The organism is Nonomuraea antimicrobica, assembly GCF_039536965.1.
Classification (GTDB): domain Bacteria; phylum Actinomycetota; class Actinomycetes; order Streptosporangiales; family Streptosporangiaceae; genus Nonomuraea; species Nonomuraea antimicrobica.
Window position 1 is genome coordinate 1 of the sequence record NZ_BAAAZP010000114.1, and the last position, 25,331, is coordinate 25,331.

The following is a 25,331-nucleotide window of genomic DNA, read 5'->3' on the forward strand; positions in this document are numbered from 1 at the left end:
TCTGCGCCGATGGTACTGCACTCGGGAGGGTGTGGGAGAGTAGGTCACCGCCGGACAATCATTCAGAAAGGGCCTGACACGAACTGTGTCGGGCCCTTCCTGCATTTCCGGGCATCTCTTCTTCTTTTCCTGGTGGGTTGTGGGGGAGGGGGGCGGTTGTTGTGGCTGTCGGGTGTTGGGGGTGTGTGTTTGGTGGGGCCTGGCCGGGGTGGCTGGGCCTTTTTCTGTTTTCTGGGGTTGCTGGTCGCTGTTGGCTTTGGGGTGGCGGTTCCGGCTGGCTGGTGGGTGACAGTGAGGTTCTGTGAAAGTGGATGTCGGGTTACTGGTGGCAGGTGGTTGAAGGCGCTCGCCCTGTCATCGCCGAATTGCCTCACAGTGAGCCCATTTCATCTTGGGTAACGGCCGTCCTCGACAAGCTGCAGCACGAGGATCGCCTGGACGAGCGCGGTCGCGCGATGCGGGCAACAGCGCAGCTTGGTCAGCACCTTCCAGGACTTCAGGGTCGCGACGGCACGTTCACCTATGGCGCGGATACGGGCGTGGGCGCGATTGACGTCCCGCTGTGCGCGCGACAACCAGGGCCGATGGCGATGCCGTTTGAACGGCGTGCGGATCGTGCCGCCCGCTCCTTGGTACCCCTTGTCGGCGAAGGTCTTTACGCCGGCGCTGGTCAAGGCGCCGACCAGGCCGACCGTCCGAGCGGCGGTCACGTCGTGGGTGGCGCCCGGCAGCGCAGGTGAGGCCCACACCAGTCGGCCCACTGGATCGGCCAGCAGTTGCACGTTCATGCCGTGCTGCTTGTGTTTGCCGCTGTAGTACGGCCGCTCATCGGCGAGGCGGTCGATGGGGATGAGGGTGCCGTCGAGGATGGTGTAGGCCAGCCGGGACGCTCGCTCGACGGCGGCGTGTACGTCGTCGGCCAGGACAGCCAGGAGATCGACGGCTTCACGGATGTAGCGCCAAGCGGTGGCGGTGCCGATGGCGAAGCCACCGGCCAGACGGGCGTAGGTGTCGCCATTGCGCAGGTGGGCCAGGACCAGCAGGGCTTGCCGGGCCGGGTCTAACTTCCGCCACCGGGAACGGCGTTCGGCACGCCGGGTACGGATGAGCTCAGCCAGACGGGCCAGAGTGTGGTTGGACAGCGGAATCGAGGCACGGTAAGACAGCAACGAGGCTCCCGGTCGGGGCATCGGATCTTGGTCGACTGCTGTCTTATCGGGAGCCTCCTGTCATCCGCCACCGCTCTTCACGAAGCCATGCTGACCAGGGCCGTCAGGTTGAAAAGAGCTCAGTGTCACTGCGTCATTGTGGCGCTGCTTCAGCGTGTTGGTGAACTGCGCGTGGTGGTGCGGAGACCTGGGGTCTCTCGGGGTTCCCTGGCTGGCGGGCGGAGTGCCATGGGTTCCTGGGGTGGTCCGGAGCGGTGGTGCGGGTCCCTCGGTTCGTCTGGACGGGTAGTGCGGGTCTCTGGGCTGGCCGGATGGGGTTTGTGGGTCCCTGGGGTGTTGTCTGAGGGTGGGTTTTCGCTGTGGGGCTCTCGGCAGTGGGGTGTTGGTCCGGGGGCCGGGCTTGGTGGGGCGGCCCCCGGGGGCGTTCGGTGACTGGGAGGGGGGTCCTCTCAGGGGTGCCTGGCGACTGGGTGGTGCCCCCTCACGCATGCGGGCGTGCCTGGGTGGCTGGGCCCTTGCGTGGTGGGGCGTTGCCCGGTCGTGGACTTTGGCGCGTGGGTGGTCAGGAGGGGAGGACGAGGAGGGCGTCGCCGATGCCGCGTTCGGTTCCGTCGGATGGCTTGTTGACCAGCTTGTCGCCGACCACCATGGCCGTCGAGCCGCCGCCGTCCAGGTTGATCGCCTGCGTGGCCCCGAGCCAGCGCATGAACTGGGCCGCCTCCAGGAAGTTCGCCCCGACCGTTACCCCGGGCTGCCGTCCGTCGATGGTGGCCAGGATGAGGCTGCCGTTCTTGGTGGTGCCGAGGAGTGTGCGCGGGTGGCGGCGCAGGATCATGTTGATCGAGTTGTGGCCGTCAAGCTTGGCGGTGATCTTCGTCTTGCCGTTGCGTACCAGGCCGACGCCGCCCGCGATCACGTTCAGGTCGGGGGTGAGCTGGAGTGCCCGCTTGGTACGCAGGTCCACGACCTTGGTGTCGACCGTGACGGTCCAGTCCTGCAGGGCGTGCTGGGTGAGCCAGTCGGCGGCTCCGCCGTTGCCGTGCAGCACCCGCGTGCCGGCGGCGACCGCGGCGCCCGACGTGCGCACGCCCACGACCTTGCCGTTGGCGTCGATGACGACGTCGGATCCGCCGGTGGGCGTCTTGGCTCCGTACTCCTCCGTGTACAGGACCAGCTCGTCCGGTGCGGCGGCCCGGTTGACGCCGTTGACCGTGGCCTTCTCGCCGTCCTGGGAGATGGCCGTGACGGTCGTCTTCAGCTCGGTGATCTTGGCGGTACGGCCCTTGAGCACGACGGCCGACCGGCCAGGGACGGCCTCGCTCAGCAGTTTGCCGCCGACCACGGACGCGCCGACGGGCTCGCCGCGCAGTTCCTTCGAGGTGTGGATGTTGAAGAAGCCGCCGTTGACGCCCACCACGGCCTTGCGGGCCTTGGCCATCGACGAGACGGTCTCCCGCTTGGCCACGCTGGTGCCGAGGGTGGCGGCGTACGAGCCGCGGAACGTCTTGACGTCGATCATGACGACCTTGGCGTCCCAGGGACCGGTGGTCTTGACGCCGTCGTCGCCGAGGTAGTCGACCTTGGCCTTCAGCTCGGCGTCCTTGAGCTTGGTGACCGTCTCCTCGGCCTTCTTCTTGTCCTTGAGGGGCCAGAGGCCGACGCGGACCATGTACTCGGTCTTGGAGGGGGCGTCGGCGACGCTCGGCTGTACCACCTGCTGCATGCTGGCGGTCTCCCCGAGCGCCTCCACCTCGGCGAGCTTGGCCTCGGCGTTCGGCAGGGTGCCGGAGTCGCGGCCGTTCGGCATTAAGACGGTGACCGTGTAGCCGTCTGTGGACGTGCCCGCTTTCACGTCGTACAGGTCGATGCCCTGCGTCACCGTGGTCATGGTCTTGGTCGGCACGGGGCGTGTGCCCAGCGGGAACTTGGCCGACGGGAACCTCACCGACTGCTGCTCCGCTGTCGCGGGCAGTGCGGTGAGGGGCAGCGCCGCGGCTATGGCCAGGCCGCCGGCGAGTGTGCGTCGAGACATGAACTCTCCAGAGGGCGGAAAAGGGACCGCACCATACTGGCGAGATCAAGGTCTCGGAGGCAGGAGAACGCGCCGACGAAGTAAAGAGGTTACGAGATTGACATCACTTACCAGTACCATTCGTGTATGACTCGCATCTGCATGTGGTGGCGGCCGACAGACGGCCGCTGATTCCCCATGCGTGGGCCGTCCCAGAGACGGCCCTCCGAAGCGGGCGCCTCTCCGGGACGGCATGATCCCAAGGAGAGACCTCATGAACGACGTCGTGCTGACGGGCGACCGCCCGACCGGCCCTCTGCATCTCGGCCACTACTTCGGCTCTCTGGCCAACCGGGTTGAGCTGCAGGGCCGATATCCGATGTACGTGCTGATCGCCGACTACCAGGTGATCACCGATCGCGACACGCCCGGCGAGATCCGGCGCAACACCACCGAGCTGCTCCTCGACTATCTGGCGGTCGGCATCGACCCGGCCAGGGCCACGATCTTCAAGCACAGTGCGATCCCCGAGCTGAACCAGCTCCTGTTGCCGTTCCTGAGCCTGGTGTCGGTGTCCGAGCTGCGGCGCAACCCCACGGTGAAGGACGAGATCGCGCACAGCTCGCAGCAGGCCGTGAGCGGGCTGATGTTCACCTACCCGGTGCACCAGGCGGCCGACATCCTGTTCTGCAAGGGCACGCTGGTGCCCGTGGGAAAGGACCAGCTCCCGCACGTGGAGGTGACGCGGCTGGTCGCACGGCGCTTCAACGAGCGCTACGGCGAGGTGTTCCCGCTGCCGGAGGCCATGATGGGCGAGCAGCCGCTGCTCAAAGGCCTGGACGGCGGCAAGATGAGCAAGAGCCGGGGCAACGCGATCGCCCTGTCGGCCACCGAGGACGAGACCGCCGCCCTCATCCGCAAGGCCCGCACCGACTTCGACCGGCACATCACGTTCGACGAGCAGGGCCGCCCCGAGGTGGCCAACCTGCTCACCCTGGCCGGCCTGTGCCTGGGCCGCCCGCCGCGCGAGCTGGCCGAGGAGATCGGCGACGGTGGCGCCGCCACGCTCAAGCGCGTGACGACCGAGGCGGTCAACGAGTTCCTGCGCCCGATCAGGAAACGCCGGGCCGAGTTGGGGGAGGACGAGGTGCGGCAGGTCCTGGCCGAGGGCAATGAGCGGGCCCGCGAGCGGGCGGTCCGCACGCTGGAGGAGGTGCAGGGCGCGATGGGGTTCTGATGGTCGGGGGGTTCTGATGGTTGGGGGATCTGATGGTCGGGTTTCGCGTGTTGGGGATGGTCCCGGGCTCGTCGGGGTTCTGCCCACGGATTCCAGGCCGGTTCCCCTGTCTCCACGCCGGTCCACACGTCGCTCCCTCTGTCTCCACGCCAGTTCGCCCGCCGGTCCACACGTCGCTCTCTCCGTCTTCACGACGGTCCACACGCCGGTCCACATGCGGGTCCCCGACTCCACGTCGGTCCCCGCGTGGCGCTTACGTTCGAGGTGGTGGAGGGTGCGTCGGGGTTCTGGCAACGGCCAGTTCGGTGGCTGGTGAGCCGAGTGGGCGGCGGTGCCGGATGCGGCGGAAACCGGCCGTCCGGAGCAGCGCCGCGACCTCGCGGAACGTGCGTACCCGGCCGCCCACGGCGGCCAGGTAGTTCAGGTCGAGCAGGTGGAGGAGGGCGCGGCTGGCCCGGCCCGGCATGAGGCTGTCGCCGAACTGGTCGCCGACCACGATCGTGCCGCCCGGGTTGAGCGCCGCCGCCAGGCGCGGGAACAGCCGTGCCGTCTCCTCGTCGCTCAGCCCGTGGACGATGTTGAACAGCAGGACGACGTCGTACCCGTGGCCGAGGTCGTCCTCCAGGAACGAGGCGGGGCGCAGCGTCAGCCGAGGGTGGTCGGCGGCGGATTCGAGCCCGTGCGGCAGGTCGACGACGGTGGCCCGCAGCCCGGGGTGGCGGCGCAGCAGTTCCACGCTGAACAGGCCGTGGCCGCCGCCCACGTCGAGTACGTGGCCGGCGTCGCGCGGCACGGGGACGGCCCGTGCCGTGGCCGCGGCCTGCCGCCCGGCCAGCGCCGCCGTCCAGGCGTGGAACGAGCGCGCCAGGGCCGGGTCGCTCTCCAGCAGCGCGTAGAACGGCGTGGGGGGCGAGCCGTCCCTGATCGCCTCCTCCAGCCTGGGCCAGATCACGCAGGCGGTACGCTCCCAGAACTCCAGCGCTGCCACCAGCGATGTCGGCGAGCCGGTGGTGAGCCACAGGCGCGCGGTGCGGGCCAGGCGGTAACGCCCGCCCCTGGCCCGCAGGTAGCCGAGCCCGGTCAGGGCGCGTAACAACGCCTCCGTACGCCGGGGGTCGAGGCCGAGGTCGGTGGCCAGCTCGCCACCGGTACGGGGGCGCTCGCTCAGGGCGTCGAAGATCCCTGTCCTGGCCGCCGCGATGATCGCGTGCAGGCCCAGAGCGCCGAAGTAGTCGAACATCGGAGGCACGATCGACAGCCGGTGGGCCGCGGCCTCCAGGGGATTGAAGAAGAGGGGCACACTAGCGACGTTAGGCGGGGAGACCCCCGCTTGCCGGTCATGTGGTCTGTCGCGGTCGGGCCGGGTGCCGCCCGTCCATGCGGTCTGGCGCGGTCGGGCGGGGCGTCGCCCGGTCATGCGGTTTGCCGCGATCTGGTCGGGTGCCGCCCGGTCGCACGGGCCGTTGTGGTCGGGTGGGGTGCCGCCCGGTCGCGTGGTCTGTCGCGATCGGGCGGGGCGGCGTCTCTCACTCGTTCTGTCGCGTCTGGTACACCTTGCGTAGCGTCTCGTGCACGATCCACGTGGTTCTGGCGCCCTCGGCCAGCAGGCACACGTCGCCAGGTCCCACCTCGATCGTGGTGCCGCCGTCGACGGCGATGGTGGCGCGGCCCGACAGCACGACGAAGATCTCGTCGCTCTCCACGTCGGTCACGACGCCGGGCGTGATCTCCCAGATGCCCCGGCCGCCGCCCAGTTCGAGGGAGGACGTGGCGGGGTCGCCCGCGACGATCTGCTCGGGGGCGAGTGCGTCGGGGGTGAGCCGGACGTCGTGGACGGGTACGGAGAAGGCTCCCGCGGTGGCGAGCATGCGGGCGAGATCGCCCGCGTCGGGCATCAGCACATCAGACATATCGCCCATTCCGGCACATCAGCGGCCCTCTCTGCGGAAGGACTCCAGAGCCAGTAGCGCCACGTGAAGGGACAGGCACGATTCGACGTCGTCGAGATCGGTGTCGAGGATGCGTTCCAGACGGCGCAGACGGTCGTAGAAGGCGGGCCTGGACAGGTGGGCCTTCTGGGCGGCGACGGCCTTGTTGCGGCCCGAGTCGAGGTAGACGCGCAGGATCCGGGTGAGGTCGCCGCCCCGCTGGGCGTCGTGGGCCAGCAGCGGCCCCAGCTCCCGTTCGGCGAACGTCTGCAGCCGCGCGTCGTCGCGCAGCAGGTGGAGCAGGCCGCGCAGGCGCAGGTCGGGCAGGCGGTAGAAGGGGCGGCCGTCGGGCTGGCGCACCGCCACGTCGGCCACCTGCTCGGCTTCGAGGAAGCTGCGGCGTACGTCCCTGATCGACTCCACCACCGAGCCGGTCGCCAGCACGAACGCCGAGCCGGGCCGCCACAGCACGCGCAGCCGTTCGGCGAGGGAGGTCAGGGCGGGCTCGGCGTGCGTACGCGGCGGCAGCGGCAGCAGCACCCCGACCCGCTCCTGGTCGAGCGCGCCCACCAGGGCGGGCAGGCGGGCGTCGCGGCAGGCGGCGGCGGTGGCCTCGGCCAGCTCGCCGAGCTGCGCCTGCCCGTCGAGCGCCTGGTCGATGGGGTCGGTCGGCCGGATGACCACGCTGACCAGCTTGCGCCCGGTGAGCGGTACGCCCAGCGCGCGGGCGCGGGCGGCGGCCTCGTCGGGGTCGGCGTAGGCGTGGGTCACGATGCCGGTGATGATCGTGCCGTGCGCCTGGCGTTCCAGCGACTCCTGGTGGCGTTCGAGCAGGCGGCCCAGCGCGAGCGTGGTGGCGGCGCGCTCGGCGAGCACCATGTCGCGCGGTGACGGCTGGGCGTCGCAGAGCAGGATCAGCCGTCCCCAGTCGTGCCCGCGCGCGCCGACCGTGGTGACCAGCCAGCCCGAGGCCGGGTCGTACGCCGTGCGCTCGGCCGGGGCCACCCCCCGCGACCTGGTCTCCCACCCCGCCAGCAGGGCGCCCGCGTCGCGCCCGGCGGACTCGCAGGCCAGCACCTGGTGAGCCAGGTTCTCCAGCAGCACAGGACGCCCCGACAGCCGCGCCACCTGGGCCAGCACCTCGGCAGGAGAGGCGCCCTCGACCGACAGCTCGGTGAAGACCTCGTGGAGCTGCTCGGAGGCCCGCAGCTCTTCTAGCTGGATGTCGATGATGCGCGCGTGCACCGACTCGGTGATCTGCACGAACGGGGTCTCGCGGGTGAGCACGATGACCGGCAGGCCGTGCTCCTCGGCCGTCTTGACCACGACCCGCGGCAGCTCACGAACGAACCGGCGGCCCAGCTCCACGATCAGGCCCGAGGCCCCGACCGAGGACAGCTCACCGATGTAGTCGGCGAGCTTCTCCGGATCCTCCGGCAGGGCGACTCCCGTGGTGAGCACCAGCTCGCCGCCGCGCAGCAGATGGGCGATGTCGACGATCTCGCCGACGTGCACCCACCGCACCTTGGTGTCGAGCCGGTCGGCGCCCGCGACCACGCGCGGGCTGCCCCGGCGTACGGTCTCCAAGGCGAGGACGTCGGCGATGGTGGGCAACACGGGGCAGAGCCTAGCCGATCAGACTGTAAGAACGGCCATAGGCTGATTTACACTTTGCGCCCCTTGTCATGAAGGGAGGTCCTCCTCCCGATACTCCCGGCGGGGCTCGCGTACGCGCAGCTCGACGCGGCGGATCTTGCCGGAGATCGTCTTGGGCAGCTCGCCGAACTCCAGCCGCCGCACCCGCTTGTACGGGGCCAGCTCCCTGCGGCAGTGCTCGAAGATCGACCGGGCGGTCTCCTCCCCGGGCTCGAACCCCGGGGCGAGCGTCACGTACGCCTTCGGCACCGCCAGGCGTACCGGGTCGGGGGCGGGCACCACGGCGGCCTCCGCCACCGCCGCGTGCTCCAGCAGCACGCTCTCCAGCTCGAGCGGGGAGATGCGGTAGTCGGACGCCTTGAAGACGTCGTCGGTACGGCCCACGTAGGTGATGTAGCCGTCGTGGTCGCGGGTGGCGACGTCGCCCGTGTGGTAGAAGCCGTCGCGCATGGCCTCCGTCGATCCGCCGACATATCCGGACATGAGGCCGAGTGGGCGGCGGCCGTCCAGCGGCAGGCAGATCTCCCCGTCGTCCCCCTGCTCACCGGAGACCGGGTCGATCAGCACGACGTCGTAACCCGGCAGCGGACGCCCCATGGACCCCGGCTTGACCCGCTCGCCGGGGGCGTTGCCGATCTGCGCGGTGGTCTCGGTCTGCCCGTACCCGTCTCTGATCGTGAGGCCCCACGCCTTGGCGACCCGGTCGATGATCTCGGGGTTGAGCGGCTCGCCGGCGGCCACGGCCGTACGCAGGGGGAGCTTCCAGGCGGCCAGGTCCTCCTGGATGAGCATCCGCCACACGGTCGGCGGCGCGCAGAATGTGGTGACCCGCTCGTCGTGCAGCACCTCCAGCAGCGCGGGCGCGGAGAAGCGCTGGTAGTCGTGCACCAGCACGGTGGCCCCGGCGTTCCAGGGGGCGAAGACGTTGCTCCAGGCGTGCTTGGCCCAGCCCGGCGAGGACACGTTGAGGTGCACGTCGCCCGGCCTGACCCCGATCCAGAACATCGTCGACAGGTGCCCGGCCGGATAGGAGGCGTGCGTGTGCTCGACCAGCTTCGGCTGCGAGGTGGTGCCGGAGGTGAAGTAGAGCAGCAGCGGGTCGTCCGCGCGGGTCGGGGCGCCGGGGGTGAAGCGCTCGTGGGCCTCGTACGCGTCGTGGTACGGCAGCCAGGTGTAGGCGTCGCCCACGGCGATCCGCGTGTATTCCCCGGCCCCGAACTTCCCGGCGTCGGAGGCGTTGGCGATGACGTGGGAGACGCCGCCGCGCTTGATGCGTTCCGCGACGTCCTTGGCGGTCAGGAGCGTGGTGGCGGGGATGATCACTGCGCCCAGCTTCATCGCGGCCAGCAGCGACTCCCACAGCTCGGCCTGGTTGCCCAGCATGAGCAGGATCCGGTCGCCCCGGCGCACCCCCTGCTCGTGCAGCCAGTTGGCGACCTGGCCGGAGCGGGCCGACAGCCCGGCGAAGGTGTAGGTGGCGCTGCTCGCGCCCACGATCTTGAGAGCGACGGCGTCGGGGGTCTCGGCGGCCAGGACCCCGTCGAACCAGTCGAGCGCCCAGTTGAACTCGGCCGGCTCCGGCCAGCGGAAGTCGCGGCGGGCGCCCTCGGGGTCGGCGCCGAGGAGGAGGTCGCGGGCGGCACGGAAATCGCTCATGACCCGGATCCTGCTACGTCACCGCCCCCGGCTCAAGGCCATCCCGGTGCCCCGGACCGCCCCTCGTCCGCGCCCCGTCCGGGCGCCGGGCCGTCACGCGGCCAGCCGTCGTCCGAGGCCGTCGAGCATCGAGGTCAGGCCGAAGTCGAAGCACAGCTCGCGGATGGCCTGCGGGTCGGTGTAGATGTCGAGGTCGAGGCTCTCCAGCACGTCGGGGAACTCGGCCGCGGCGTTGCGCACCATGTCACGCATCTGGTCGGCGTCGTAGGCGGAGTTGCGGGTCGCCGTGTTCCAGGCGATCTCCGGGATCGTCATGCCGAAGACGTAGGCGGTCAGCGTGGCGTTGGCGAAGTCGATGTCGGGCCCCTCGAACCCGGCCACCTTGAACATCCGGCGCATCCGGTCGGTCACCCGCAGCGCGTTGGGGCCCAGGGCGGGCAGGCGGCCGATGAGGTCGGCCGACCACGGATGGCGCAGGATCACCTGACGCATGCTGTGGGCCAGGGCGGAGGCGGAGTCGCGCCAGCCGACCTCCTCGGGGTCGGGCACGGTCATCTCGCCCCACACCTCGTCGTAGGCCAGCTCGAGCAGCTCGTCCTTGTTGGCGACGTACCAGTAGAGGCTGGTGGCGCCCGCGCTCAGCCGCGCGCCGAGCTTGCGCATGCTGAGCCCGGCCAGGCCCTCTTCCTGCAGCAGCTCGATGGCGGCTCTGACGATCTCCTCGCGGCTGCGGCCCGGGGAGGTGGCCTTGCGCGGCTCGCGGAGCCACACCGAGGAGAATGCCTTGCTGCTCATGTCCTCAGGATAAATCAACTCGCACACTGTACGAGTCCTGGCGTACGCTGTGCGAGTGAACTCGAACACTGTACGAGACCCGCGCCGTTGGTGGATACTCGGCGCGCTCTGCCTGGCCCTTCTTGTGCTGGTCGTCGACAACACGGTGCTCAACCTGGCCATCCCCTCGCTGAACCAGGAGATGGGCGCCACGCCGTCGGACATCCAGTGGATCATCGACGCGTACGTGCTGGCCTTCGCCGGCCTGCTGCTCACCGCGGGCAGCCTGTCCGACAAGTACGGCCGCCGCCGCTTCCTGGTGATCGGCCTGGTGTTCTTCGGCGGCGCGTCGCTGCTGGCCGTGCTGGTCACCGAGCCGTGGCAGCTCATCGCGGCCCGGTTCCTGATGGGCGTCGGCGGCTCGCTGGTGATGCCGTCCACGCTGTCGATCCTGATGACCGTCTTCGACGAGACCGAACGGCGCAAGGCGATGGCCGCCTGGAGCGCCGTGGCCCTGGTCGGCCTGGTGTCCGGGCCCACCCTGGGCGGCCTCCTGCTGGAGAACTACTGGTGGGGCTCGGTCTTCCTGCTGAACATCCCGGTCGCGGCGATCGCGATCGTGGCGGCCCTGGTGCTCATGCCCGAGTCGCGCAGCCCCGCGCGCCGGATCGACCCGGTGGGCGTGGTGCTGTCGATCGTCGGCCTGACCGCGGCCGTCTACGTGGTCATCGAGCGCGATTGGAACATCGGGGTGATCGCGCTGGCCGTCCTCGCCCTGGGCGCGTTCGTGGTCTGGGAGCGCAGGCAGGAGGAGCCGATGCTGCCCCTCCACCTGTTCGCCAACCGGAACTTCAGCGGCGCGTCGTTCTCGATCCTGCTCATGTCGTTCGGCGCCGGCGCGGTGATGCTGATGCTGACGCAGTACCTGCAGTTCGTGCTGGGCTACGGGGAGATGCAGGCCGGTCTGGCCATGTTGCCGTACGCGGTGGCCGCGGCGGTCTTCAACGGGGTGGGCGTCGGGCTGGGCAAGAGGCTCAGCAACCGCGTGCTGATCTGCTCCGGGCTGCTGTTCATGGCCGGGGGTTTCGCCGTCATGGCGCTGACCACCGGCTACCTGCCGCTGCTCACCGGTCTGGTGATCATGGGTGTCGGCGGTGGTCTGGCCGGGCCGTCCGCCTACGCCTCGCTGATGGGGGCCATCCCGGTGGACCACGCCGGTGTCGGCTCCGCGCTGAACGACACCGTCCAGCAGGTCGGCATGGCGCTCAGCATCGCGATCCTGGGCAGCGTCCTGGCCGGGAAGTACACCGCGGAGATGCCCGCCGACCTGCCCGCCGGCGCCAGGGAGTCGATCGGCGGCGCACACGCGGCGGGCCTGACCGAGGCGGGGAACCAGGCGTTCACCTCCGCCATGCACCTCGGCTCGTGGGTGGGCGCGGCCTTCTGCGTGGCGGCCGCGCTGCTGGCGCTCACCGTGCTGCGCCCGCCCGTGCCCACCGCCGCCGGGCCCGTTCTCGCGGACGGCCCAGACGGCAGCCCCGCGGGCAGCCCGGCGGACAGCAGGGTCTAGCGGACACGGGGCTCCTTCATGCTCTCCAGGCTGTCCAGCTTGTGGGTGCGCTCGTCGTGGCCGATCTGCCTGAGCAGGTCGGCCACCGAGTGGTAGCGGCCGTACTCGGCGGCGTACGTGCCGGGGTCGGGCATCAGGTCCAGCTCCGGATGCTGGGCCACGAACTCCATGTACTCGTGCTCGGCGTGGTCCTCGAACTCGGCGTTGAGCCGGTAGCTCCAGTCCGGCCTGATCAGGAACAGCACCCAGGACACGTGGTAGTAGAAGAACGCGATCATCCACGGCGCGGCCTTGTGCAGCAGCCACGTCTGCCGCTGGCCGGTGCGCTGCACCAGGTCCTGCAGGATCAGCAGGTGCCACTGCTCGTTGTCCTGGTCGGCGCGGGCCTCCACGATGCGCTCGAAGATCCTCCTGGCCAGCGCGGAACGCCCGGCGTGCCGGTGCACGGCCCAGTAGCCCATGCGTTCCCACGCCTGGTAGGGCACCCTGGCGATGATCTCCAGCATGGCGAACTTCGTGTACGAGCCCTTTTCGCCGTACATGAGGTCCACCGGCTTGAACATCATCCTGGCCAGCAGGCTGTAGTTCATGCGCGCGGTGGCCAGGGTCTCGCGCTGGGCCCGCAGGAGCTGCTCGCGGCCGAGCTTGGGCGGGCCGGACGGGGCCTCGGGGCGGTGGTCGGCGGTGATGGTCATCTCGGTCTCCTTCGTCTCTCGGATGCTCCGATCGTCGGTTACGGAGACCGTCCCGGTCGTCGCCCGCCAGTGGTCATCGCACCTGGTTCCGGTGGTGGATACAGGCCGGGAGCCGTACGCCTCCAGGCGGACGGGACATCCCCTAGGGGAATTTTCAGTGTGTAAGGCATGCCACCGCAGGTCCGACATGTTGTAGGTAGGACGGCACCCTCGGGAAAAGGGATACTCGTTAACATGTCGGAGCTACTCGCGCGCCACCGGGCAGTGATGCCGAACTGGTTGGCCCTCAACTACAACGACCCCATCGAGATCGTCAGCGGCAAGGGCAACCGCGTCATCGACGCGGACGGCAAGAGCTACCTCGATTTCTTCGCCGGAATCCTGACCAACATGATCGGGTACGACGTGCCGGAGGTACGCGAGGCCGTCGAGCGGCAGCTCGCCACCGGAGTGGTGCACACCAGCACCGTCTACCTGCTGCGCGGCCAGGTCGAGCTGGCCGAGAAGATCGCCCGGCTGTCCGGCATCCCCGACGCCAAGGTGTTCTTCACCAACTCCGGCACCGAGGCCAACGAGACGGCCCTGCTCCTGGCGACGTACGCGCGCAGGAGCGACCAGGTGCTGGCCATGCGCCAGAGCTACCACGGGCGCAGCTTCGGCGCGATCAGCGTCACCTCCAACCGGTCGTGGAAGAACAACTCGCTCTCCCCGCTCAACGTGCACTTCCTGCACGGCGCCGACCGGCACCTGTCCCAGTTCCGCGGCCTGTCCGACGCCGACTACATCCAGGTGTGCGTGGACGACCTGCGCCACGTGCTGGCCACCTCCGTCTCCAACGACGTGGCCGCGCTGATCGCCGAGCCGATCCAGGGCGTGGGCGGGTTCACGATGGCCCCCGACGGGCTGTTCGCGGCGTACAAGGAGGTGCTGGACGAGCAGGGCATCCTGTTCGTCTCGGACGAGGTGCAGACCGGCTGGGGGCGCACCGGCAGCGCGTTCTTCGGCATCCAGAACCACGGCGTGACCCCCGACATGATCACCTTCGCGAAGGGGCTCGGCAACGGGTTCGCGGTCGGCGGCATCGTGGCGCGCGGCGACCTCATGGACGCCCCGCACGCCGTGGGCCTGTCCACCTTCGGCGGCAACCCGATCTCCATGGCCGCGGCCAACGCCACCCTCGACTACGTGCTCGACCACGACCTGCAGGCCAACGCCGCCCGCACCGGGGAGATCATCATCGGCGGGCTCAAGGCGGCGGCCGAGCGCCTGCCCGTCGTCAAGGACGTACGCGGCAAGGGCCTGATGTTCGCCGTCGAGCTGCAGAGCCCGGCCCAGGCCGGCCGCTTCATGGAGCTGACCAGGCGCGCGGGCCTGCTGGCGGGCAAGGGCGGCCTGTACGGCAACGCCATCCGCATGGCCCCGCCCCTCACCCTCACGGTCGACGAGGCCACCGAGGGCCTGGGCATCATCGTGACCGCCCTGGAGACCATCGACGCGGAGGCCGCGGAGCAGTGAAGTTCGTCAAGCACTGGATCGACGGGGCTCTCGCGGACGGCGACCCCGCCCGTGCCGCGGAGCTGTTCAACCCGGCCACCGGCGAGGTGAGCGGCCACGTCGCGCTGGCCTCGGCCGCCGACGTGGACGCGGCCGTGGCGGCGGCCGCCGCGGCCTTCCCCGCCTGGCGGGACGCGTCCCTGACCAGGCGGGCGCAGGTGCTCTTCCGCTTCCGCGAGCTGATGTACGCCCACCGCGACGAGCTGGCCGCGCTGATCTCCGCCGAGCACGGCAAGGTGCACTCCGACGCGCTCGGCGAGGTGGCCCGCGGCCTGGAGGTGGTGGAGTTCGCCTGCGGGATCCCGCACCTGCTCAAGGGCGGCTACTCCGAGGGCGTCTCGACCCGGGTCGACTCCTACTCGATCCGGCAGCCGCTGGGCGTGGTGGCCGGGATCACCCCGTTCAACTTCCCGGCCATGGTGCCGATGTGGATGTTCCCCGTCGCGATCGCCTGCGGGAACGCGTTCGTGCTCAAGCCCTCGGAGCGCGACCCGTCGGCCTCGCTGCTCATGGCGCGGCTCTGGCAGGAGGCCGGGCTGCCCGACGGCGTGTTCAACGTGGTGCAGGGCGACAAGGTGAGCGTGAACCGGCTGCTGGAGCACCCCGACGTGCGCGCGGTGTCGTTCGTCGGCTCCACCCCGATCGCGCGCCATGTCTACGAGAGCGGCACCGCGCACGGCAAGCGGGTCCAGGCGCTCGGCGGGGCCAAGAACCACATGCTCGTGCTGCCCGACGCCGATCTCGACCTGGTGGCCGACTCGGCCGTGTCGGCGGGGTTCGGCTCGGCGGGGGAGCGGTGCATGGCGATCTCCGTCGTGCTGGCCGTCGACCCCGTCGGCGACGAGCTGGTGCAGAAGATCGTCGAGCGGGTGGGCAAGCTGGTGGTCGGCCCCGGCGACGACCCCAGGTCGGAGATGGGGCCGCTGGTCACCGGGCCGCACCGCGACAAGGTGGCCTCCTACCTCGACCTCGGTGTCGAGGAGGGCGCCAAACTCGTCGTGGACGGCCGCGAGACGGTCCTGCTGGGCGGCGGCAAGGCGGCGGAGAGCCCCGGGTTCTGGCTGGGCCCGACGGTGCTCGACCACGTGCCCCCGGGTTCGCGTACGCACACGGAGGAGATCTTCGGGCCGGTGCTGTCGATCGTGCGCGTCCCCACCTACGAGGAGGGCCTCGCGGTGATCAACGACGGCGAGTACGGCAACGGCACCGCGATCTTCACCAACGACGGCGGCGCGGCCCGGCGCTTCCAGAACGAGGTAGAGGTCGGCATGATCGGCATCAACGTGCCCATCCCGGTCCCGATGGCCTTCTACAGCTTCGGCGGCTGGAAGTCGTCCCTGTTCGGCGACACCCACGTGCACGGCACCGAGGGGGTGCACTTCTACACCCGCGGCAAGGTCGTCACCTCCCGGTGGCTGGATCCCTCGCACGGCGGCGTGAACCTCGGCTTCCCCACGAACGGGTAAGCGGCGAGCGCGGGCGGGAGGGACTGACGTTCTTCCCGCCCTGGTCCCCGGTAGGATCCAGCAGACGGACAAGGGGGACATCGTGAAACGTCGCCGTACTTATGCCCTGGCGATCGCGGCGACGGCTCTGGTCGCCGGCATGGGAGCGGCCCGCCCCACTCCGTCCCCCAGCCCCACTCCCACGCGTTCACCCTCCCCTTCGCCCACCGCCTCTCCTTCGCCCACGGCCACGCAGAGCGACGGCACGCTGCAGATCCTCACCTACCGCGGTTACGCCGAGTACGGCGGCATCAGCCCCAAGGTCAACTGGGTCGGCGCGTTCGAGAAGGAGACCGGCTGCCGGGTCGCCCGGCTCGACACCGTCCAGACCGCCGGCGAAATGGCCGACAGGGTCTCCCAGCGCCCCTACGACGTGATCACCGCGGGCCCCGCGCTGGCGGGCGACCTCATCGAGGCCAAGCAGGTGCAGCCCATCGACCCGGCCAAGGTCAGCGGCTACGAGGACCTCGACGAGCGCTTCCGCGACCTGGGCACGGTGTCGGGCGAGGTCTACGGGGTGCCCTACCTGTGGGCGTACGACGAGTTCGTCTACGACTCGGGCAAGGTCGTCGGCGGCGGGCTGGAGCAGGTGTTCGCCTCGAGCCGGGCGGCGCTCAGGGACAGCCCGCTGACGATCGCGGACGCGGCCCTGGCCGAGGGGTCGGCGAAGGAGCCGTACGAGCTGAGCGAGGCCGAGCTGGGCAAGGCCGTCGAGCTGCTGGCGCGCTACCGGGACCGCACCTACTGGCAGAACCCGATCGACCTGGTCAAGGGCTTCGCCACCGGGGCGCTCGACTACGCGCAGGCCACCCCCTACTACCGTCTGCTCCTGCAGAAGGCCGGCAAGCCGATCAAGACGCTCAAGACCGTCAGGACCACCGGCTGGGTCGACTCCTGGATGCTCGGCGCGAACGTCTCCGACACCACCTGCGCCTACCGGTGGCTCAACTGGATGACCGACCCGGAAACGCAGCGCGACGCCGCCGCCTGGTCGGGCATGGCGCCCGCCAACGACAAGGCGTGCAAGGGTCGGGCCAAGGAGATGTGCGAGACGTACGGGGTGGGTGACGACAAGAGGCTCGACCGGGTGGTGTTCGCGGTGCGCCCGCCCGGGGGTTGCCGGGTGGAAGACGGGGAATGCACTGACTACACGACCTGGACCGAGCGGTGGAATGACCTCAAGGAGTGAGTGAGGGCCGCCGATCCCCACCTGCACCCTGCGGGCCCGCCCCTCGTCCACCGTCGGGCGCGGTCCGCTACCAGAGGCGCCCCGGGCCTTCCCCCCCGTCCCGGGGCGTCTCGCTCGGTCGGCTCCCCGGTGGAGGGCTCGGCGCCTTCCGGCGCGCGGGCTCCGTGCGGCGGGTCGGCTGTCAGCGCGACGGGAACGCCACTATGGTGGCCATGGGCGTGGGCAGGAGCGCGTCGGCGCAGTCGGCGCAGGCCAGGACGGCCGAGTCGTCGGGCAGGCGCCCCACCCGCACGCGCGGGCGCGGCCACCGCTTGTGGCAGACGACGCAGGCGTCGCCGTCGCGCTGGGCTCCGCTGAGCCCTTCAGGGTCGAACGTCAACACACTCCGCGCCGTTCTGGTCGGACCCCAGTTCATCACGCTCCCAGCAGCCATCGCGCCTCCGTACGTCGGAACCGTTATAACCCTGACTGAGGCCGTGAGCGTCTAGCTGAGCGTCAAGTCAGAGTGAATTCTCTACCCGAGCGGTGCCGTTTACGCCACAAAAACGGGCATCCAGTGCCAAGCTGGATGCCCGTTTCGTAGGTTTTCGTCTACAGCTCGGCGATCGCCTTCTCCAGGATCCCCATGCCCTCCTCAAGCAGGTGCTCGGGGATCACGAGCGGGGGCAGGAAGCGCAGCACGTTGCCGTACGTGCCCGCCGTCAGCACCAGCAGCCCCTCCGCGTGGCAGCGCCTGACGACCTCCTGGACGGCGGCCGGGTTCGGCTCCTTGGTGCCCGGCTCGACCAGCTCGATCGCGATCATCGCCCCGCGCCCGCGCACGTCGCCGATCACGTCGAAGCGCTCCTTGAGCGCCGCCAGCCGGGGCAGCATGATCTCGCCGATCCGCCGGGCCCGGCCGACCAGGTCCTCCGCCTCGATGGTCTCCAGCACGCCGAGCGCGGCCTCGCAGGCGAGGGGGTTGCCGCCGTACGTGCCGCCGAGGCCGCCGGCGTGCACCCGGTCCATCAGCTCCGCACGCCCGGTCACCGCGGCCAGCGGCAGCCCGCCCGCGATGCCCTTGGCCGTGGTGATGAGGTCGGGTACGACGCCCTCGTCCTCGCAGGCGAACAGAGTCCCGGTGCGCGCGAAGCCCGTCTGCACCTCGTCGGCCACGAACACGATCCCGTTGGCCCGGCAGAACTCCGCGATGCGCGGCAGGAAACCCCTGGCGGGCACGATGAACCCGCCCTCGCCGGCGATCGGCTCGATCACCACGGCGGCCACGTTCTGCGCGCCGAGTTGCTTGGTGATCAGGTCGATGGCCTGCTCGGCGGCCTCCTCCGCGCAGTTCTCCGGACCGGTCGGCCAGCGGTACGGGTAGGCCAGCGGCACCCGGTACACCTCCGGCGCGAAGGGCCCGAACCCCTGCTTGTACGGCATGTTCTTGGCCGTCAGCGTCATGGTGAGCAGCGTCCGGCCGTGGTAGCCGTGGTCGAACACCACGACGCCCGAGCGGCCGGTGGCGTACCGGGCGATCTTGACGGCGTTCTCGACGGCCTCGGCGCCCGAGTTCACCAGGAACGTGCGCTTGTCGTGGTCGCCCGGCGTCAGCTCGTTGAGCCTCTCGCACACCCGCACGTACGACTCGTACGGGGTGATCATGAAACAGGTGTGCGTGAAGTCGGCGACCTGCCTGCGTACGCGCTCGACGACCTTGGGTGCGGAGTTGCCCACGTTCGTCACGGCGATGCCGGAGCCGAAGTCGATCAGGGAGTTCCCGTCGGCGTCCTGCACCACGCCGCCGCCCGCGCGGGTGACGAAGACCGGCAGGGTGGTGCCGATGCCGGTCGGCACGGCGGCCTGCTTGCGGGCCAGCAACTCCAGCGACTTGGGGCCTGGGATCGCGGTCACGACGCGCCGCTCCTGGGGAATGCTCATGCCTTCGACGCTACGGCGGCCTCCCACCTGCGCCGATACGTCGATATGTCACACTGGGAGTGCACGTCTTTGCCAGAATGGATAAATCTCGCATGCCGCCTACGCTCCAGATCGTCGTGCGCCGGATGCGGCTGCGGCCGCTGGCCGGGACCTCAGGCCACGGCGTGCTCGACGTGCCCGTGCGCTGGGTGGCGGTCAGCGAGCTGGCGGACCCGACACCCTATCTGGAGGGCGGCGAGCTGCTGCTCACCACCGGCCTGCGGATGGCAGGCGACCTGTCGCACTACGTCGCCCGCCTCGTGGAGCGTGGCGTGGCCGGGCTCGGCTTCGGTGTCGGGGTCTCCCACGAGGAGACGCCGCCCGCGCTGGTCGAGGCGGCGGAGGCGGCCGGGCTGCCGCTGCTGGAGGTCCCGCGCGAGACGCCGTTCATCGCGATCGGCAAGGTGGTCAGCGAGCTGCTGGCCGCCGAGCAGTACGAGGAGATCAGCCGCGCCTTCGCCGCCCAGGGCCGGCTGACGCGGGCGGCGCTGCGCCCCGAGGGCGTGCGCGCGGTCATCGACCGGCTGGCCAAGGAGGTCGAGGGCTGGGCGGCGCTGCTGGAGGAGTCCGGCGAGGTACGTCACGCCACGCGCGGCGCCAAGACGGACGCGGTGGCGGGCGAGCTGGCCCGGCGGCGCGGACGGCCGGGCCGCCCGATGGACAGCCTCGCGCTGTCGGCGCCCGGCGAGCACATCGTCGTGCAGCCGCTGGGCGGTGGCGGGGCCCGGCCGCGCGGCTTCTTCGCCGTCGGGGCCAGGAGCCCCTTCTCGCCCGTCATGCACACGGTGATCAACGCCGCGGGCTCGCTGCTCACGCTGGCCATGGAGCAGGGCAGGACGCAACTGGCCGCCCAGCGCCGGGTCCGGGCCGCCGTGCTGGAGCTGCTGCTCGCGGGGGAGCAGGCGCGGGCCCGCGCCGTGCTGGCGCCGCTCGGCGGGCGGCTGCCCGAGGAGCCGCTGGTGGTGCTCGCCGCCGCCCCCGAAGCCCTCGACGCGCTGGAGGCGACCGCCTTCGCCGCACTGCCCGACGGCCGCGAGCCGGACGACCGGCCATGGGGGCCTGGCGGGGCGTCCGGGGGCATGGTCGTGGCCCTGGTGGCAGAAGACGTGGCTGATCATGGGGCCGAGCATGGGGCAGAACACGTGCCGGAGCACGGGGCCGAGCGTCTGGCCGAGGAGGTGGCGTTGAGCACGGGGGCGTCGGTGGGGGTCAGCCTGCCCACCGGGTACGCGGCCTCCGCCCTGCACCACGCGCTCGACCAGGCCGTACGCGCACTGGAGGCGGCCAGGAGTGGGGAGACGGCCGCCGCGGGCCGGGGCGGCGCGGGACGCGTCGTCAGGTTCGGCGAGCTGGCCGGTCAGGGGCTGCTCGGCCTGCTCGAACCGGCCGCCGCCCAGGCGTTCTCGGCCGCGGTCCTGGCCCCGCTCACCACGTACGGCTCCCGGGCCGACCTCGTGGAGTCGCTGCGCGCGTACCTGGACAGCAACGGCCACTGGGACGCGGCGGCGCAGCGGCTCGGCGTGCACCGGCACACCCTGCGCTACCGCATGAGACGGGTCGCCGAACTGCTCGGCCGCGACCTCGACGAGCCGGGCGTGCGCGCGGAGCTGTGGCTGGCGCTGGAGGTGGCCCGCCAGGCCGCCGCCACGGCTCCGGCCGCCCCCCGAGCCGCTCCAGCCGCTCCAGCCGCTCCAGCCGCTCCGGCCGGTCCGGGGGCTCCTCGGGCTACTCCGGCTTCTCCGCCAGATAAGAACGGATGATCGCGCTGGTCACCGTCTCGTAGGTGCCGCCGTCGCGCAGGTGCCCGGCGCGTTCCAGGCTGATCGCCCCCTGCGCCGCCGCCCAGAACGCGTCGGCGATCTTGCGGGGCTGCGTCGGCACCAGGTAGCCGGCCGAGATGCAGTCGGCGATGACGCGGTCGAGGATGTTCAGCGCCGCGCGGGCCAGCGTCCTGGCGCGCTCGCTGGGCTCGAAGCCCGGGATGGCCCGCTCGAACATCAGGCTGTAGTAGCCCGGCTCGGCCAGGCACGCCTGCCGGTAGGCGGGCCCGAGGGCGGTCAGGTGCTCGAACGGGCTGCGCCGCTGCGGAACCGCCTCCAGAAGCCGGCGAAACCTCTCGAACCCCTCCAGATAGAGCGCCTCCGCCAGCCCTTCCCGGTTCCCGAACGTCGTGTAGATGACGGTCGTCGTGCAGCCCGCCTCGGCCGCGATCCTGCGCATGGTCAGGCTGTCGGCCCCGTCCGACTGGAGGAGCTTCACCGCCACGTCGAGGAGACGGGCGCGGAGCTCGTCGTGGCTGGCGCGCTCACCCAGGTGGTAGGCGCCCTGCAGCCCCAGAGGCGTCGAGGTCATGAGACCTCCTTCGTGGCCAAGGAACTCCGCGTCCTTGTGACCTCACGTCGTTCGGTCACGGGGCCCACGCCTTTCTGATCGGGGGCCCACCGCACTGGAGACCCGCATCCGATGACTTAGCCAGGGCGGAGATCGCTCAAACCACTCCGCATGGTAAACATCCCGAATTGGGTCTACTTCCGTTACATCATGGGTATACAACGGAGCTTGTACTTAACGGTGAGCCCTCGCGAGAGTCTTGTGCAACGTGGTGTAAATCCCCGATGTACTCCTTGGCATAACGTCGTGGGTATGGACGTGCGTACCTTCTGGCTGGCCGGCCGCGCCGCGACCGGGGACACCGAGCTGACTGTCACCAACCCGCATGACGGCCGCGCGGTCGCCCGGCACTCCGTGCCCACCGACGCGCAGGTCGAGGAGGCCGTCGCGGCCGCCCACGCGGTGGCCAAGGAGGCCGCCGCGCTGCCCGTGCACGTACGGGCCGAGGCGCTGGCCCACGTCTCCCGCCGCCTGGCGGAGCGGGCCGACGAGATCGCCCATTTGATCACGGCCGAGAACGGCAAGCCCATCCTCTGGGCGCGCGGCGAGGTCGGCCGGGCGGTGGCCACGTTCCGGTTCGCGGCGGAGGAAGCCCGCCGTTGGTCGGGCGGGGTGCAGCGGCTCGACACCGAGCCCGCGGCGGCCGGGCGCCTGGCCTACGTCACGCGCGTGCCCCACGGCCCCGTGCTGGCGATCACCCCGTTCAACTTCCCGCTGAACCTGGTGGCCCACAAGGTGGCCCCGGCCATCGCCGTCGGCGCCCCGGTCGTCGTCAAGCCGGCCCCGGCCACCCCGCTGTCGTCGCTGCTCCTCGGTGAGATCCTGGCCGAGACGGACCTGCCCGCCGGCATGTTCTCGGTGCTGCCGATCGAGAACGCGCGCGCCTCCGCCCTCGTACGCGACCCGCGGCTGCCGGTCGTGTCGTTCACCGGCTCGGCCCCGGTCGGGTACGCCATCGCCGACCAGGTGCCGCGCAAGCACGTCACGCTGGAGCTGGGCGGCAACGCGGCGGCCGTCGTGCTGGCCGACGCCGACCTCGACTGGGCGGCCCAGCGCATCGCGCTCTACTCCAACTACCAGGCGGGCCAGAGCTGCATCGCCGTGCAGCGGGTGATCGTCGAGCGGCCGGTCTACGACGCGTTCGTCGAGCGCCTGCTCCCCGCCGTGGCGGGGCTGGTCACCGGCGATCCCGCCGACGAGAAGACGCAGGTGGGCCCGCTGGTCTCCGAGTCCGCCGCCGAGCGGGTCGAGCAGTGGGTGCGGGAGGCCGTCGAGGCGGGGGCCAAGGTGCTCGCGGGCGGCACCAGGGAGGGCGCGACGATCGCCCCCACGGTGCTGGCGGACGTGCCGCACGACGCCAAGGTCGCCTGCGAGGAGGTCTTCGGGCCCGTCATGATCCTCCAGCCGGCCGCCTCGGTCGACGAGGCGTACGCGATGGTCAACGACTCCAAATATGGGCTGCAGGCCGGCGTGTTCACCCGCTCGCTGGACGCCGCCTTCCTGGCCAACCGGGAGTTGGAGGTGGGCGGTGTGGTCATCGGCGACGTGCCGTCGTACCGGGCCGACCAGATGCCGTACGGCGGGGTCAAGGACTCCGGGATCGGGCGCGAGGGGCTGCACTCGGCCATGGAGGACCTGACGTACGAGAAGGTCATGGTCCTGACGGGGCTGTCGCTGTGAACCCGCACAGGGGTTTCGGGTGACCCGAAGGTGGCGGGCGGAGGGGACCCGCCACCTTCAGGTCACGCGTGTTCCGCCGTGGCGAAGAGTGTCTTGACGGCGTCGCCGAAGTACGGGCCGTACATGGTGCGCTCGTCGTCGCTGTACTTGAAGCTGCTCAGCGACGTGATCGTGCCCCTGCCGGTGCCCGGGTCGAACTTCGTCATCCAGGGGCCGCCGCTGGCCCCCGCCGTCATGTCGCAGCCGAGGCCCTGGTCGCGGGTCTGGGCGTGCGGGTCGTCCTTAAGCCGCCCCGCGCAGTAGACCAGATGGCCCCCGTCGTAGGGCGGGTCGGCCGGATAGCCGAAGCCGAACGCCTGCCCCCCGCGCCCCGCGTTGAACGCGATGTCCTGGGTGCCCACGGCGTCGGCCACGTGCCTGCCGCGGGAGGTGGCCAGCGCGACCATGCCCACGTCGTAGTTGTCGTCGCCGCTGCGCGACCAGGGGCCGGCGACGAACAGGCGGCGGGCGGTGTACTGGCCGTACGGGTGCTGCCCGCGCGTGCCGTAGCCGGGCACGAACGTCCAGTTCGCCGCCCACTCGCCGGCGGCGTCCTTCACGCAGTGGCCGGCTGTGACCACGACGTCCCTGTTGGCGCTCTTGACCGTGCTGGCCGAGCAGACGAAGTCGGCCCCGGACACGGTCAGGAACACCCGGCCCGTGGTCTTGGCCACGTGCCCGCCGGTGATCCAGCGCGAGCCGATCGTGCTGGTGTCGGGCCTGGCCGCGGACAGGTGCCGGGGCGCGCCCATCAGCTCGCGGGGGAGCGACAGGTCGGCCTTCCCGCCCGACAGGTCGGGGGTGGCGCGGACGCCCGCGTCGCCGGTCAGGCCGCTCAGCAGGTCTCCGGCGTCGGTGCCCTCGGTCACGAGGTCGAGCAGGCCGATCGGGAGGGCTTTGGCCATGCGCTCAGGCGTCCAGTAGTCGAGCACGCGCCGCTGGTCGGCGGCGGTGCGGGCGGCTACGTGCTCGACGACATCGGCGCGCGCGGCCTGCCGGGCCGGATGCGCGGCCACGACGGCCGGTGGGTCGGCCTGCTGGCGACCGGGTGCCGCGCCCAGGAGCGCGGGGCCCATCAGCCCTGCCAGGAGCGGGGCGGCCGCAAGCAGGGGGGTGCTCAAGGTCATGTCCCCCGAGTGTGCACCACGAGATGTGTTCTAGTGACTACTTTCGGTGAATTCCCTAGAGTGCGTTGGTGCTTTGTGCTGCTTGGTAGACGGCCTGGGCCTCGTTTCCGAAATAGGGGCCGAACATCCAGTTGGGGGCGAAGTTGTATTTGAAACTGTTGACGGAATTCTGGGTGCCGAGGCCGGTCGACTCGTTGAAATTCAGCATCCAGGGGCCGCCGCTCGACCCGCCGGTCATGTTGCAGGTCAGGCCGAGGTCCTCGCTGGACAGGAAGTCGTCGAAGACGCGGCCGCTGCAGTGGACGAGCTTCGAGCCGTCGTACGGGGCCGCCGCCGGGTAGCCGAAGGCGTACATCTGCTGGCGTCGTTGCTGGTTGAAGGCCACGCCCTGGCCGCCCACGGTGTCGACCAGCGTCTTGCCCTCCAGCGGGGCGACCACGGCGGCGGCCACGTCGAAGTTGATGTCCTCGCCGGAGTCCCACTGGGGCGTGGTCAGCAGGCGGGTGGCCGCCCAGGTGCCGAGGGGCCGGTTGCCGTTGGCGTAGCCGGGGACGAAGACCCAGTTCGTGTGGAAGGCCCCGTTCATCTTCACGCAGTGTCCCGCGGTCAGCACCACGCTCTTGTTCGCGCTGGTCACGGCCGTGCCCGAGCAGGAGGCGTTGCGGCCCTGCGTGGTGAAGAAGATCCGTCCCGTGGTGCGCGCGACCGCGCCGCCCCGGGTCCACGCCTCACCGGCGCTCCTCGCCGCCTGGACGTTCACACCGCCACCCTGGCCGCGCGTGGGTGGAGCGATCCAAGCCGGGCCCTGCTCGGGCTCCTCCGCCGTCATCCGGGCCTTCGGGTCGGGGACGTCCAGCGGCTGGGCCGCCTCCATCCGCAACTCCGTCCAGTACGTCGTGACCTGCCGCCGCTCGGAGGCCGTGTCGGCGGCGGCGTGCTGGGCGGCCTTGGGCCGCGGGGCCTGGACCTGCTTCTGCGCTTGCTTCTGGGCCTGCTGCTGGGTCTGGCCTTGGACCCGGCTCTGGCTCTGGCCCTCGGGTTGGGGCTGGGCCTGAGCCGCGGGCGCGGGCAGCAAGGCGGCGGCGAGCGCGGCGGTGGAAAGCAGGGCGAATCTGGGGTGCATTACGTACCTCCCTAAAGCGGACCTGGGCTTGGAAGGTAGCGGCCGCAATATCCAGATTTCTCAAGATT

General features: G+C 70.8%; 20 protein-coding genes. 7 read left to right on the top strand and 13 right to left on the bottom strand.

Translation table 11 applies throughout. From position 1 onward, the window contains the following. Positions 1 to 386: 386 nt before the first annotated feature. Both ABD844_RS32155 and ABD844_RS32160 read right to left on the bottom strand, forming a co-directional pair. Positions 387 to 1,169, bottom strand: a complete 783-nt coding sequence (locus ABD844_RS32155) for a transposase family protein (protein ID WP_344886472.1) — start codon at positions 1,167 to 1,169, stop codon at positions 387 to 389. Between the two features lie 562 nt (positions 1,170 to 1,731). After that, positions 1,732 to 3,201 carry a phosphodiester glycosidase family protein gene (locus tag ABD844_RS32160; RefSeq protein ID WP_344886473.1) on the bottom strand — a complete coding sequence of 490 codons (1,470 nt, stop codon included), beginning with the start codon at positions 3,199 to 3,201 and terminating at the stop codon, positions 1,732 to 1,734. A 253-nt stretch (positions 3,202 to 3,454) separates the two neighbouring features. On the opposite strand from ABD844_RS32160, the gene trpS reads away from it, so the two are divergent. After that, positions 3,455 to 4,417 carry a tryptophan--tRNA ligase gene (gene trpS, locus ABD844_RS32165; protein WP_344886474.1) on the top strand — a complete coding sequence of 321 codons (963 nt, stop codon included), beginning with the start codon at positions 3,455 to 3,457 and terminating at the stop codon, positions 4,415 to 4,417. A 253-nt stretch (positions 4,418 to 4,670) separates the two neighbouring features. Here the strand turns inward: trpS and ABD844_RS32170 are convergent, their stop codons facing one another. The 5 genes from ABD844_RS32170 to ABD844_RS32190 form a co-directional block, all read right to left on the bottom strand. After that, positions 4,671 to 5,717, bottom strand: coding sequence for a methyltransferase (locus ABD844_RS32170; protein WP_344886475.1), 1,047 nt, complete (start codon positions 5,715 to 5,717; stop codon positions 4,671 to 4,673). Between the two features lie 226 nt (positions 5,718 to 5,943). Further along, positions 5,944 to 6,327: a cupin domain-containing protein gene (locus tag ABD844_RS32175; protein WP_344886476.1), complete on the bottom strand. Its 384-nt coding sequence runs from the start codon at positions 6,325 to 6,327 to the stop codon at positions 5,944 to 5,946. 18 nt (positions 6,328 to 6,345) lie between these two features. Next, entirely contained in the window at positions 6,346 to 7,962 is a 1,617-nt protein-coding gene (locus ABD844_RS32180) for a PucR family transcriptional regulator (protein ID WP_344886477.1), read from the bottom strand. Between the two features lie 66 nt (positions 7,963 to 8,028). Continuing rightward, entirely contained in the window at positions 8,029 to 9,657 is a 1,629-nt protein-coding gene (locus ABD844_RS32185; protein ID WP_344886478.1) for an AMP-binding protein, read from the bottom strand. A 93-nt stretch (positions 9,658 to 9,750) separates the two neighbouring features. Next, positions 9,751 to 10,452, bottom strand: a complete 702-nt coding sequence (locus ABD844_RS32190) for a TetR/AcrR family transcriptional regulator (RefSeq protein ID WP_344886479.1) — start codon at positions 10,450 to 10,452, stop codon at positions 9,751 to 9,753. A 55-nt stretch (positions 10,453 to 10,507) separates the two neighbouring features. Here ABD844_RS32190 and ABD844_RS32195 point away from each other — a divergent pair, with 55 nt between their 5' ends. After that, on the top strand, positions 10,508 to 12,001 hold the full coding sequence (locus ABD844_RS32195) for an MFS transporter (protein ID WP_344886480.1): 1,494 nt from the start codon (positions 10,508 to 10,510) through the stop codon (positions 11,999 to 12,001). On the opposite strand, the gene ABD844_RS32200 is transcribed toward ABD844_RS32195, so the two are convergent. Continuing rightward, positions 11,998 to 12,696 (bottom strand): alternative oxidase, encoded by a 699-nt coding sequence (locus ABD844_RS32200; RefSeq protein ID WP_344886481.1) that lies wholly within the window; start codon positions 12,694 to 12,696, stop codon positions 11,998 to 12,000. The genes ABD844_RS32195 and ABD844_RS32200 overlap by 4 nt on opposite strands. A gap of 234 nt (positions 12,697 to 12,930) precedes the next feature. Between ABD844_RS32200 and ABD844_RS32205 the strand changes: the two genes are divergently transcribed. The 3 genes from ABD844_RS32205 to ABD844_RS32215 all read left to right on the top strand — a co-directional run bounded on the left by ABD844_RS32205 (position 12,931) and on the right by ABD844_RS32215 (position 16,944). Beyond that, positions 12,931 to 14,211 carry an aspartate aminotransferase family protein gene (locus tag ABD844_RS32205; RefSeq protein ID WP_344886482.1) on the top strand — a complete coding sequence of 427 codons (1,281 nt, stop codon included), beginning with the start codon at positions 12,931 to 12,933 and terminating at the stop codon, positions 14,209 to 14,211. Next, positions 14,208 to 15,716, top strand: a complete 1,509-nt coding sequence (locus ABD844_RS32210) for a CoA-acylating methylmalonate-semialdehyde dehydrogenase (protein WP_344886483.1) — start codon at positions 14,208 to 14,210, stop codon at positions 15,714 to 15,716. The genes ABD844_RS32205 and ABD844_RS32210 overlap by 4 nt, the downstream gene beginning before the upstream one ends. Before the next feature lie 82 nt (positions 15,717 to 15,798). After that, entirely contained in the window at positions 15,799 to 16,944 is a 1,146-nt protein-coding gene (locus ABD844_RS32215; RefSeq protein WP_344886484.1) for an extracellular solute-binding protein, read from the top strand. A 181-nt stretch (positions 16,945 to 17,125) separates the two neighbouring features. Here the strand turns inward: ABD844_RS32215 and ABD844_RS32220 are convergent, their stop codons facing one another. Then, positions 17,126 to 17,359 carry a hypothetical protein gene (locus ABD844_RS32220; RefSeq protein ID WP_344886514.1) on the bottom strand — a complete coding sequence of 78 codons (234 nt, stop codon included), beginning with the start codon at positions 17,357 to 17,359 and terminating at the stop codon, positions 17,126 to 17,128. 176 nt (positions 17,360 to 17,535) lie between these two features. Then, positions 17,536 to 18,864, bottom strand: coding sequence for a 4-aminobutyrate--2-oxoglutarate transaminase (gabT, locus tag ABD844_RS32225; RefSeq protein WP_344886485.1), 1,329 nt, complete (start codon positions 18,862 to 18,864; stop codon positions 17,536 to 17,538). A 92-nt stretch (positions 18,865 to 18,956) separates the two neighbouring features. Here gabT and ABD844_RS32230 point away from each other — a divergent pair, with 92 nt between their 5' ends. Next, complete coding sequence (locus ABD844_RS32230; RefSeq protein ID WP_344886486.1) at positions 18,957 to 20,663, top strand: PucR family transcriptional regulator; 1,707 nt, start codon at positions 18,957 to 18,959, stop codon at positions 20,661 to 20,663. On the opposite strand, the gene ABD844_RS32235 is transcribed toward ABD844_RS32230, so the two are convergent. Beyond that, a complete protein-coding gene (locus ABD844_RS32235; RefSeq protein WP_344886487.1) occupies positions 20,629 to 21,255 on the bottom strand; it encodes a TetR/AcrR family transcriptional regulator in 627 nt (208 codons plus the stop codon). The genes ABD844_RS32230 and ABD844_RS32235 overlap by 35 nt on opposite strands. Before the next feature lie 291 nt (positions 21,256 to 21,546). Between ABD844_RS32235 and ABD844_RS32240 the strand changes: the two genes are divergently transcribed. Further along, positions 21,547 to 22,974 (top strand): aldehyde dehydrogenase family protein, encoded by a 1,428-nt coding sequence (locus tag ABD844_RS32240; protein WP_344886488.1) that lies wholly within the window; start codon positions 21,547 to 21,549, stop codon positions 22,972 to 22,974. 62 nt (positions 22,975 to 23,036) lie between these two features. Here ABD844_RS32240 and ABD844_RS32245 read toward each other — a convergent pair whose 3' ends face one another. Both ABD844_RS32245 and ABD844_RS32250 read right to left on the bottom strand, forming a co-directional pair. Continuing rightward, positions 23,037 to 24,140 (bottom strand): trypsin-like serine peptidase, encoded by a 1,104-nt coding sequence (locus tag ABD844_RS32245; protein ID WP_344886489.1) that lies wholly within the window; start codon positions 24,138 to 24,140, stop codon positions 23,037 to 23,039. 55 nt (positions 24,141 to 24,195) lie between these two features. Beyond that, positions 24,196 to 25,263: a trypsin-like serine peptidase gene (locus ABD844_RS32250; RefSeq protein ID WP_344886490.1), complete on the bottom strand. Its 1,068-nt coding sequence runs from the start codon at positions 25,261 to 25,263 to the stop codon at positions 24,196 to 24,198. Between the last annotated feature and the right edge of the window lie 68 nt (positions 25,264 to 25,331).